Source organism: Wenzhouxiangella indolica (assembly GCF_042310355.1).
In the GTDB taxonomy this organism is placed as follows: Bacteria; Pseudomonadota; Gammaproteobacteria; order Xanthomonadales; family Wenzhouxiangellaceae; genus Wenzhouxiangella.
Genome location: NZ_JBHJMR010000006.1, coordinates 189,815 through 199,743, shown reverse-complemented (window position 1 = coordinate 199,743; position 9,929 = coordinate 189,815). Strand labels below are relative to the sequence as shown.

Sequence of the window (9,929 nt, the reverse complement as noted above, 5' to 3'; positions counted from 1 at the left end):
CCCCCAGCCATATACGAAAAAACCCGGCCATTGGCCCGGACCAGGGGCCTCGGGATAGGCCAATGATCGCTGAGGACTAACGGGATGGACTGCGCGCCTTCGGCGCTTGCCCTCCGCTCCGCTCCGGGTTGCTACGGCCGCTTTGCGGCCTGCGCATCGATCCCTCTCCCCCAGCCAAACACGAAAAAACCCGGCGCGAGGCCGGGCTTTTTCGTGTTTGGCTGGGGGAGAGGGATTCGAACCCCCGCTGACGGAGTCAGAGTCCGTAGTCCTACCACTAGACGATCCCCCAAGAGACCGTTTGTTGCACCTCCGACCTCGATCGAAGGGATTCGGGACGTGAATTGGTGTCCCAGGTGGTGACGGACAGCGCGCAGAAACCGGAGTGTACTTGATCGTACATGAGGATTTCGAGCACTGCCCGGCGCCGCCTGGGGCGCCAAGGCGCGTTCCGAATCAGCGCTTGGAGTACTGGGTGGCCTTCCGGGCCTTGTGCAGACCAATCTTCTTGCGCTCGACCGCACGGGCGTCGCGAGTGCAGAAGCCGGCCTTGCGCAGCGGGCTGCGAAGTTCTTCGTCGTACTCCATCAGGGCACGCGCCACGCCCAGGCGAATCGCGCCGGCCTGGCCGGTCGTGCCGCCACCGCTGACGGTGACGTTGACGTCGAAGCGGTCCATCAGTTCGACCAGCTCGAGCGGCTGGCGCACGATCATCTGGGCGGTCTTGCGGCCGAAGAATTCCTCGAGCGGCTTGCGATTGACGGTGATCTGACCGTTGCCGCGGCTCAGGAAAACCCGGGCGCTGGAGGTCTTGCGTCGGCCGGTGCCGTAATACTGTTCGGTAGCCATGTCGTTTCGTGATTCCTGTTCGTTACAGTTCCAGCGGCTGCGGCTGCTGCGCGGCGTGCGGATGCTCGGTGCCGGCGTAGACCTTCAGCTTCTTGAACATCGCCCGTCCCAGCGGGCCACGCGGCATCATGCCCTTGACCGCCATCTCGATGACCGTCTGGGGCCGCTTGTCGAGCTGCTTTTCCAGGGTGATCGACTTCATGTTGCCGATGTAGCCGGTGTGGTGGTAATAGATCTTGTCGGACCGCTTGCGGCCGGTGACGTGGATCTTCTCGGCATTGACCACGACGACGTAGTCGCCGGTGTCCACGTGCGGGGTGTATTCCGGCTTGTGCTTGCCTCGCAGGCGGCGGGCCACTTCGGTGGCCAGGCGACCCAGCGTTTTGCCTTCGGCGTCGATCAGGTGCCACTGGCGGCGCACATCTTGTGCCCTGGCGCTGTAGGTTTTCATGATTCCGGTTCGCTCGCAGATATGAACGTTGCAGTAAAGAGCGGGAATTCTACAGCAAGCCTTGGCGGCCTGCAACAGGCTTTCAGGTCCCGTCCGGCGGCTCCGCGGGCAGCATCAGGCGCGTCACGGGCCGGCCCTCGACCAGGTGGGACTGGATGATCTCGTCGAGGTCGGCTTCGTCGATATAGGTGTACCAGACGCCCTCGGGGTAGACCACCAGACAGGGCCCCTCCTCGCAGCGATCCAGGCACCCGGCCGTGTTGGCACGAGCCCCGCCCGCCCCGGCCAGGCCCAGCGCCTTGAGCCGGGATTTGGCGTAGGCGCGCAGGCGGGCCGAGTCGCAGCGCCCGCAGGACGGCCGCTCGGCCCCGTCCGGGCGTTCGTTGGTGCAGAAGAACAGATGATGCTGGTAATAGCTCACGGCCGGATCAATGTTCGCCGAACTTGTAGACCAGGTTGGCGGTCGTCAGCGTATCGGTCTTCTCGACACCCGGATCCACGTCGGTGTTGTGACGCACCGCGCCGGACAACTTCAGCGCGAACCGCGAGTTGATGGCCACATTCAGCGCCAGTTCGTTCTCCGCGAAGGTATTGTCGCTTCCGGCCTCGACCAGCAGGTTGTTCGACAGGCTGGCGGTCTCCGAGATGGTCCAGGCATAGTCGCCGGAAAGGCGACCGATCACATTGGTGTCGGTCGACTGGAGCGGGTCCTTCGGTTCGGTTCGGCGCACACCCGGACCGATTTCGTAGGACAGTTCATGGGCATCCGAATCCAGCACCTGGCGGCCGTAGCCCAGCGACAGGCTGGCCTGGTAGTCGTTGCTGGAGAATTCATCCTGGTCATAGCGCAGCGCGCCGTACAGGTAGGACTTGTCGTTGAAATTGTACCCGGACTTGTAGCCCAGCGTGTAGCGCTCGGCATTGGTCTCCCCGTCGTCGGAGGTCCGCAACGCGCTCATCCGCAGGCTGTTGCGCCATTTTTCGGATTCGCGATCGAACTGCAACCCGAGGTTCAGGGTCTCGGTCTCGGAATTGCCCCGGGCGATCACCAGGCCGAACTCGCCCTTGCCGGACCACTCGGACGCTTCCGCCGGGCAAACCAGCCAGCCGCACATCAGCATCATCGCGAAGGATTGCATGGAAAAGGCTTTATTCTTGTTTTTATGTCTGCACTCGGCAGGGACTGACACTTCGATCACGCCAAAGTTCTCCGGTTCAAGGAATTATTTCAACACGGCGCGCAGTATAGACGGTGTAGCATTTGCAGTTTGTCAAGCACCCAACAGCAAGGCGGAACCATGCGAGAACTCACCTTCATCGACCGCGCCTTCGGCCAGCTCGACGGCGGCCTGCGCGCGGCCTTCGGACCGCCGCCCGGTGGCACCCGTCCCTCGCCGGCCGCTGACCTGGAAGACACGGCGCTCGACGAGACCGAACGCCGCATGGCCGCCGGCCTGATGCGCATCAATCACAGCGGCGAGGTCTGCGCCCAGGCGCTCTACGCCGGGCAGGCCGCCACCGCCCGAACCGACGAGGTGCGCGGGAAAATGGCGGAGGCGGCGCGCGAGGAGGAGGATCACCTGGCCTGGTGCGCCGAAAGGCTCGAGGAACTGTCCAGCCGCCCCAGCCTGCTCAACCCGTTCTGGTACGCCGGCTCATACTCCATCGGCGCCGCCGCCGGCCTGGCCGGCGACCCCTGGAGCCTGGGCTTTGTCGAGGCGACCGAACGCCAGGTCGAGGCCCATCTCGACGAACACCTCGAGCGCCTGCCGCCGCAGGACCAGCGCTCGCGCGCCATCGTGGCCCAGATGAAAGAAGACGAGGCCCGCCACGCCCAGATGGCCCTCGACAACGGCGCGACCATCCTGCCGGCGCCGGTGCAGCGGCTGATGTCGCTGACGGCGGGGATCATGAAGGCGGTGGCGTTTCGGTTCTGACGGGTTCCGGGTTCCGGGTTCCGGGTTCCGGGTTCCGGGTTCCGAGTTCGGGGTTCGGGATTGAGGGTCAACGCTTCGGGTCGCCCGCTCCCCTCGATCATACTTCGGTGGGCACGGCGAAAGGCTTTTCGGCAACACACGCTCAGCCTCTGCAGGCGCTCCTGAAACCTGAAACCTGAAACCTGAACCCTTTCTTTTCTATCCCCTGATAATCCGCCTCCGAATCTCCCCGGAGACCATGTCGATCACCAGCACGATTGCAATCGTGAGCAGCAGCACGGCCGCGGCCTTGTCGAAGTTGCGGTAGCGGAGGGTGTTGAGCAGCACGCCCCCGACCCCGCCGGCGCCGACCACGCCGAGCACCGCCGAGGCGCGGATATTGAGCTCGAAGCGAAACAGCCAGTGGGCGATGATCTCGGGCAGCACCTGGGGCAGGACGGCGAAGCGCAGCGCCAGCACGCGCGAGCCACCGGCGGCCTCGACCGCCTCGATCGGGCCGTAGTCGATGGAATCGACCACCTCCGAGCCCAGCTTGGTGAGCATGCCGATCGATGAAATACCGATCGCCAGCGCACCGGCGAAGGGTCCGAGCCCGACGATGGGCACGAAGTAGATCGCCAGCAGGATCTCGGGAAAGGCGCGCGTGGTCGCCGAGATCAGCTTGACCAGCCGGGCAAATTTGGGAAACAGGGTCCGCGCGCCCAGCAGCGCCAGCGGCAGCGAGAAGATCGCCCCGATGATGGTCCCGATCCAGGCGATCTGGATCGACTCGGCGATGGCCGGCAGCACCTTGTCCCAGCCGTAGGCCATGTCGGCCGGCCAGAAGAAGGAGAGCACCTCGGCCATCTGCGCCGGCAGCTTGCCCAGGCGCTCGGGCGAGAAGCCGATCGCCCACATCGACCAGAAGAACAATGCGGCGATGATGAACGTCGCCCAGGTCGCCCCGCCGATACGATTCTGGCCCTGTAGCGGTTGTGAACTCATGCCAGCCGATTCCTGATCGCCTCGGAAATCTCCTCGATGATCAGCACGGCCACCAGCACGACGAGCACGATCATGGCCACGCGCTCGTACTCGAAATTGGCGCGCTGGGTCTCGAGGATCATGCCGATGCCACCCGCGCCCACCAGGCCGAGCACCATCGAGGCGCGCACGTTCAGCTCGAAGGCGTAGAGCGCATAGGACACGTAGGTCTGCATGGCCTGCGGGATGGCGCCGAACTTGAGCATCTGCAGCCAGGTGCCGCCGACGGCGCGCACCGCCTCGGGCAGGCCCATGTCAATCGACTCGAGCGATTCGGACCACAGCTTGGAGATCACCGCGATGGTGAACACCGACAGCGCCAGCGCCCCGGCCACCGGCCCGAAACCGACCGCGGTGGCGAACAGCATGGCCCAGAACAGGTCGGGCAGCGTGCGCAGCACGTTCATGAAATTGCGGTCGGTGAACCAGATCACCCGGCCGAGGGTGAGGTTGCGCGCGGCCAGCACCGCCACCGGCACCGAAAGGATCCCGCCGATGACCGTACCGACAATGGCAATGTTGAGCGTTTCCATGAACGGCTCGGCCAGGCGCGGCAGGTAACCGAAGTCCGGCGGCCAGGACTCGGCCAGCAGCCGGCCGCCGCCGGCGATGTTGCACATCAGCTCGATCAGGGAAAAACCGATGCCGTGGGCAGACCACCAGGTCATGGCGATAAGGAAGGCCGTGACGCCGCCGATCAAGGGCCAGTTGCGGCCAGGACGATCAGGGAGCACCGATTTGCTCCGGGTTCAGGAATGACCAAGTACCAAATTCCAATTTACAAACAAGGACCGAATGATCAATGACCGAATGACCCAAACAGTCGTGCCACATGGCTACCCGCTGCCATCCGTTTTGGTCATTGAAAATTCGATCATTGGTCCTTGTTTGCAAATTGGTGCTTGGTACTTGGAAATTGACTTTCATGACGACCCTTCTTCCAACAGATCCTCCTCCGTAAACTCCCTCCCGTAGATATCCCGAAAGTCCTCATCCGTCACCGTCTTGGCCGATCCGTCATAGACCAGCTCGCCGTGCTTGAGCCCGATGATGCGGTTGCCGTACTCGCGCGCCAGGTCCAGGAAGTGCAGGTTGACCAGGGTGGTGATGCCCAGTTCGCGGTTGATGCGCACCAGGTCGCGCATGATCTGGTGGGTGGTCACCGGGTCGAGCGAGGCGACCGGCTCGTCGGCCAGGATGATGGCCGGCTCCTGGGCAAGCGCGCGGGCGATTCCGACGCGCTGCTGCTGTCCGCCCGACAGCGAGCTGGCGCGGGTCCAGGCTTTTTCGGGAATGCCCACGCGTTCGAGCGCCTTGATCGCGATATCCCGGTCGTGCTGGGGCCAGAGGTTGAACATGGCGCGCCAGCCGGGCACGTGCGCCAGGCGGCCGATGAGCACGTTGTTGATCACGCTCAGGCGCTTGACCAGTCGAAAATCCTGGAAAATCATGCCCACGCGCTTTCTCAGCGCGCGCAGCTCGCGGCCCTCGCGCTGGGCCACCGCCTGGCCGTCGACCTCGACCGTGCCGGCACTGAGGCGATTGAGCCCGTTGATGGCGCGCAGCAGGGTCGACTTGCCGGCTCCGGACGAACCGACGATGACCACGAACTCGCCCGGCTCGATCTCGAGGTCGAGATTCTTCATCCCGACCGTGCCGTTGGGATAGGTCACGCCGGCATCGACAAAGCGGATGCGCCCGCGCTGCTCAGTCATCGGTCATTCCCTCGTTGGCTTTCGCTTGTCATGGCTCGGTCGGATCATTCGCGCAGCAGTTCGTAGGCATCGCGCACCGGGTCGTAGAGCCCCTCGGTGGCCGGCACGAAACCGTCGATCTCGTAAAGCACCCATAGCACCTTTTCTTCCCGCGGCAGGTCGGCCTGCGTCTCGGTCAGCTTGATGAAGGCCTCGCGAATGGCCTTTTGCAGATCGTCGGGCAGGCCCGGGCGCACCTGTACCCCGTCGTTGGGGATCATTTCGGTATGGGCGAAGGTGATCACCTTCTGCCCGATGTCGGGGTACTGTTCCTCGATGAACATGCGCACGTCGTCGTAGGCCACGGCAAAACGCACGTCGCCGGCGTAGACCGCCACCGCGGCCGAGTCGTGACCGCCGACGAACAGGCCCTCCACGTCCTTCTGGGGGTCGATCCCCCGGTTCATCAGGTGCACGGATGGAAAGAGGTAGCCGGAAGTGCTGTTGGGGTCGGTAAAGGCCACGGTCTCGCCCTCGAGTACGCCGACATCGCCCTCGCAGGTCAGGTAACCGCGCTCGTCCTCGACCACGGGCGTGTCGCAGACCGACGGATCATTGGTCATGAACTGCGAGCGGTAGCCGGTCTCGCCCTCGCGCACCGAGATCAGGATGGTTTCGATGTCGTAGCGACGTTTTCCGAGCATGGCGGCGAACGGCGGCAGCATGCCGATATCAGCCCGCCCGGTGCCCAGCGCCTCGACCAGGCCGGTGTAATCCTGCGGCACGAAACTGGTCACCGGCAGGCCCAGCTCCTCGCTGAGGAAATCGGCCAGCGGCTCGAGGTTGTCGACCATGGCCTCGGCCTCCAGCGAAGGCACCAGGCCCAGCACCAGTTCATTGGGCCAGCCGCGCTCGTCGACCTGGTCGCCCGGGCAGCACCCGGCCAGGACCAGCGCCAGCAGTATCAGGAGTGCATGTCGCAACGGGGCCGCCCCTAGAAGACTGACGTCATGTTAGCGGATTCGCCGAAACCGAACATGACAGCGCTGTTACACCTCAGTCGGCCTTCGCCCCGGCGAAAAGCTTGTCGTAGTGGCGCCAGTGCCCGGTCGGCGGCAAGGCGCGGAACTGGCGATCGATGGCCTCGGCCAGGGCGGAGGCATCCCGCAGTCCCGTCACGCGGGCGAGCTCGGCGGCTACTTCGCTGGCGTCGCGCTCGAGATCACCGCGCGAGAACACCATGAAGTCCAGCGGCAGGCGCTCCAGCAGGGTTTCGAGCAGCGACTGTTCCCGCTCGCACAGGCTGCGCATGGCCTCGATCCCCCGGTAGCCTGCCAGGCGCCAGTCAAGCTCCAGATCGCGCGTATCGGCATCGGCCAGCACGACCGTGGCATTGGGGAAAAGTCGCGCGATGGCCGGCAGCGCCGCAAGCGGCAGCCACATCGGCTCGAGCACCGGGCCGTCGCCACCGACGGCATGGCGCAGGTAGCGCTTGCGGGCCAGGCGCACGCGTCCGTCGTCGAGGGCGTCCAGGTCCTGCGGCCAGGCCGGCAGCCCCAGGATCTCGCGCCGCTGCACCGCCCCTTCACGATCGAGCACTCGGGTATCCCATTGCTCGGCCAGCGCGGCCAGCAACTGATCGCGACCGCTGCCCGGCCAGCCCAGGATGAAAACCGGCTGCACTCGCCCGTCCTCGGGCGGCCGGGTCGGCCAGCCCTCGGCCTGGAAGGAATCCAGCGCCTGGTAAAGCTCGTCCGGCATCTGCGCCTCGGCGGCCTGCAGCAGGGGCGGCAGGCGCCAACCGCTGCGCGGCAGATGCCCGGCCGCTTCCTCGTGCCGCCCGGCCCGGTCGAGCGCCCGGGCCAGCATCCAGTGCACGTAAGGATCGTCGTCACCCTCGGCCGCCAGGGGCTCAAGCGCCTCGATGCAGGGTTGGGGCTGATCGCCGGCCAGGGCCAGGCGGGCGCTCAGAAGCCTCGACTGGCGCCGGATTCGTGCGCTGGTGTCGTCATGCAGGGCAGCCGCCAGCTCGGCGGATCGGGCGCGCTCGCCCTCGAGTTCGGCCAGTTGCGCACGCACCAGCTGCGCGGCTTGCGGCCAATCGCCCTCGATCTGTTCGAGCAATTCCTTGACGCCCCCGACATCGCCGTCAGACAGTCGCAGCTCGGCCAGCATCAGAAGGCTTGCGGCATCGAGTAGCTGGTGTCGAGACAAGGCCTCGAGGCGCCGGCGCGCCTCGGGTAGGTGGCCGAGATGTCGCAGCCCCTGGATTTCGAGCAGGGCCAGGCGATGGTCGCTGGCGCCGCAGCGCCGCGCCTCGGCCGCCGCGGCCAGCGATTCCTCGGCGCGCCCGCGCTGCAGCAGCAGCTGCGCCATGACCCGATGCAGCTCGGCGTTGTTGGGCGCGGCCGAAAGCGCGTTGTTGAGACAGCGCTCGGCGAAATCCGGATGACCGCGCCGCATGAAAACGCGGGCGGCGGCCAGCTGCGCCTCGATGCTGCCCGGTCTCAACTGAATGGCCCGGGTCGACAGTTCATAGGCTTGATCGACCTCACCGGTGTCGAGCAGGCGCTCGGACAGGCCCACCAGGGCCGGCACGCAGTCGGGCTGAGCGCGAAGGGCCGTGCGGTAGTGCGCCTGTGCGCGTTCACCGTCCCCGGCCGCAAGCGCCTGGTGACCCAGCTCCACCCGCGCCAGGGCGTGGTTGGGATCGAGCAGGATCGCCTTATCGAGTGCTTCGGTCGCGCCCTTCTCGTCGCCGGCCTGGCGGCGGGCGCGACCGAGCTGGAACCAGGACTCGGCGCGCGAATCATCCCTGGCAACGGCCTGCTCAAGGGTTTCCAGGGCGTCGTCGTCGCGACCCTGCGCCTGCTGGCACGCACCGACAATCAACATCACGTCGACGCGCTTGTCGGCGGGCAGTTGCTCGAGCAGCTCGCGATAGGCCTGCTCGGCGGCGGCGAAATCGCCCTTCTCGAACAGCTCCCGGGCGTGCCGGATCAGTTCTGCGTCAGTCTGCATAATTCACTCTTCAGTCGTTGTTCGATCCAGCTTTCCAGGCGCCAGTTGGCCAGGAAGCCGCAGTGGCCGCCGCGCTCGAGCACCTCGATGTCCAGCGCCGCCGGCCTGGGCAGCGCCCGGACATCTTCGATCGGGATGATCGGGTCGTCTGCGGCGGTGATGATCAAGGTCGAAGTTTCCAGCCCGGCCAGGTAATCCCCGGCCACCGAGTACCCCTCAAGGTAATGATCCAGGCTCTCGAAGTCCGTGAGGTGGTCGACCAGCCATTCGGTCTGGGCCCGGATCCGGCCCAGCCGGAACCAGGGCTGCAAATTGTACCGCTCGGGGTAGAGCGACTGCTTGTGCTTGAGCGATCGGCGCCACTTGTGCACGAAGTAGCGCTCATAGATCGGCAGGCCGCGCTCCATGGCATCGAGCACGTGGCGCGGCTTGATCACCGGACTGACCGCGATGGCGCGCTCGAGTTCGAGCCCGCGCTTGGGCGCATGGCGGGCGATGCGCAGGGTGAAGTTGCCGCCCAGCGAAAAACCCGCGAGGAAAACCGGGCCATCATACTCGTCGGCTACCGTCGCCACCGCGTCGAGCACCTCCTCGAGCAGGCAGGAATGGAAAAGGCCTTCGTTCAGGTGATGCGAGTCGCCGTGATCGCGGAAATTGAGCCGGAACGTGTCGAAACCGGCCTGGTCGAGGGTGACGGCCGTCGACAGCAGGTAGTTCGAATCGACGCTGCCCTCCCAGCCGTGGAGCATGATCACCAGGGCATCGCGCCGGTCGACCCCGGCCCGGTTGGCGAATCCGAGCAGGCGCGTGCCGTCGCGGGCGGTGATGACGCGCTCCTCGCGCCGGGACAGATACGCCTCCGCACGCTTTCTCACCTTGCGCCGGCGCCACGGGCCGGAGGTAAGGATCGATTGCACGTGCCGGTTCCCAAGCAGGCCAGCGGGCGCGAATTCG

11 protein-coding genes and 1 tRNA gene are annotated in these 9,929 nt (G+C 65.7%); 1 reads left to right on the top strand and 11 read right to left on the bottom strand.

The annotated features are described in order from the left end of the window. Positions 1 to 218: 218 nt before the first annotated feature. From ACDC67_RS09245 to ACDC67_RS09225, 5 genes are all read right to left on the bottom strand, one after another. Positions 219 to 292, bottom strand: a tRNA-Gln gene (locus tag ACDC67_RS09245). Positions 293 to 456: 164 nt separating this feature from the next. Beyond that, positions 457 to 849 (bottom strand): 30S ribosomal protein S9, encoded by a 393-nt coding sequence (gene rpsI / locus ACDC67_RS09240; protein ID WP_376692515.1) that lies wholly within the window; start codon positions 847 to 849, stop codon positions 457 to 459. Positions 850 to 871: 22 nt separating this feature from the next. Beyond that, positions 872 to 1,300, bottom strand: coding sequence for a 50S ribosomal protein L13 (gene rplM, locus ACDC67_RS09235; RefSeq protein ID WP_376692514.1), 429 nt, complete (start codon positions 1,298 to 1,300; stop codon positions 872 to 874). Positions 1,301 to 1,382: 82 nt separating this feature from the next. Beyond that, positions 1,383 to 1,721 carry a (2Fe-2S) ferredoxin domain-containing protein gene (locus ACDC67_RS09230; protein ID WP_376692512.1) on the bottom strand — a complete coding sequence of 113 codons (339 nt, stop codon included), beginning with the start codon at positions 1,719 to 1,721 and terminating at the stop codon, positions 1,383 to 1,385. 7 nt (positions 1,722 to 1,728) lie between these two features. Next, entirely contained in the window at positions 1,729 to 2,439 is a 711-nt protein-coding gene (locus ACDC67_RS09225) for a DUF481 domain-containing protein (RefSeq protein WP_376692510.1), read from the bottom strand. Positions 2,440 to 2,598: 159 nt separating this feature from the next. On the opposite strand from ACDC67_RS09225, the gene coq7 reads away from it, so the two are divergent. Next, positions 2,599 to 3,237 carry a 2-polyprenyl-3-methyl-6-methoxy-1,4-benzoquinone monooxygenase gene (gene coq7 / locus ACDC67_RS09220; RefSeq protein ID WP_376692508.1) on the top strand — a complete coding sequence of 213 codons (639 nt, stop codon included), beginning with the start codon at positions 2,599 to 2,601 and terminating at the stop codon, positions 3,235 to 3,237. A 198-nt stretch (positions 3,238 to 3,435) separates the two neighbouring features. On the opposite strand, the gene phnE (ACDC67_RS09215) is transcribed toward coq7, so the two are convergent. From phnE (ACDC67_RS09215) to ACDC67_RS09190, 6 genes are all read right to left on the bottom strand, one after another. After that, on the bottom strand, positions 3,436 to 4,221 hold the full coding sequence (phnE, locus tag ACDC67_RS09215) for a phosphonate ABC transporter, permease protein PhnE (protein WP_376692507.1): 786 nt from the start codon (positions 4,219 to 4,221) through the stop codon (positions 3,436 to 3,438). After that, positions 4,218 to 4,994 carry a phosphonate ABC transporter, permease protein PhnE gene (phnE, locus tag ACDC67_RS09210; RefSeq protein ID WP_376692506.1) on the bottom strand — a complete coding sequence of 259 codons (777 nt, stop codon included), beginning with the start codon at positions 4,992 to 4,994 and terminating at the stop codon, positions 4,218 to 4,220. Before phnE (ACDC67_RS09210) ends, phnE (ACDC67_RS09215) begins: the two co-directional genes overlap by 4 nt. A 189-nt stretch (positions 4,995 to 5,183) precedes the next feature. Continuing rightward, positions 5,184 to 5,975: a phosphonate ABC transporter ATP-binding protein gene (gene phnC / locus ACDC67_RS09205; RefSeq protein WP_376692504.1), complete on the bottom strand. Its 792-nt coding sequence runs from the start codon at positions 5,973 to 5,975 to the stop codon at positions 5,184 to 5,186. Positions 5,976 to 6,019: 44 nt separating this feature from the next. Next, positions 6,020 to 6,937, bottom strand: coding sequence for a phosphate/phosphite/phosphonate ABC transporter substrate-binding protein (locus ACDC67_RS09200; RefSeq protein ID WP_376692502.1), 918 nt, complete (start codon positions 6,935 to 6,937; stop codon positions 6,020 to 6,022). A 73-nt stretch (positions 6,938 to 7,010) separates the two neighbouring features. Beyond that, on the bottom strand, positions 7,011 to 8,975 hold the full coding sequence (locus ACDC67_RS09195) for a tetratricopeptide repeat protein (RefSeq protein ID WP_376692501.1): 1,965 nt from the start codon (positions 8,973 to 8,975) through the stop codon (positions 7,011 to 7,013). After that, a complete protein-coding gene (locus ACDC67_RS09190; RefSeq protein WP_376692499.1) occupies positions 8,954 to 9,892 on the bottom strand; it encodes a YheT family hydrolase in 939 nt (312 codons plus the stop codon). The genes ACDC67_RS09195 and ACDC67_RS09190 overlap by 22 nt, the downstream gene beginning before the upstream one ends. Positions 9,893 to 9,929: the final 37 nt, after the last annotated feature.

Excerpts from the sequence above, each read along its gene's own strand:
- phnC (WP_376692504.1), bottom strand. The coding sequence starts at position 5,975 with ATGACTGAGCAGCGCGGGCGCATCCGCTTTGTCGATGCCGGCGTGACC.
- ACDC67_RS09195 (WP_376692501.1), bottom strand. The coding sequence starts at position 8,975 with ATGCAGACTGACGCAGAACTGATCCGGCACGCCCGGGAGCTGTTCGAG.
- coq7 (WP_376692508.1), top strand. The coding sequence starts at position 2,599 with ATGCGAGAACTCACCTTCATCGACCGCGCCTTCGGCCAGCTCGACGGC.
- rplM (WP_376692514.1), bottom strand. The coding sequence starts at position 1,300 with ATGAAAACCTACAGCGCCAGGGCACAAGATGTGCGCCGCCAGTGGCAC.
- phnE (WP_376692507.1), bottom strand. The coding sequence starts at position 4,221 with ATGAGTTCACAACCGCTACAGGGCCAGAATCGTATCGGCGGGGCGACC.
- ACDC67_RS09225 (WP_376692510.1), bottom strand. The coding sequence starts at position 2,439 with ATGCAATCCTTCGCGATGATGCTGATGTGCGGCTGGCTGGTTTGCCCG.
- rpsI (WP_376692515.1), bottom strand. The coding sequence starts at position 849 with ATGGCTACCGAACAGTATTACGGCACCGGCCGACGCAAGACCTCCAGC.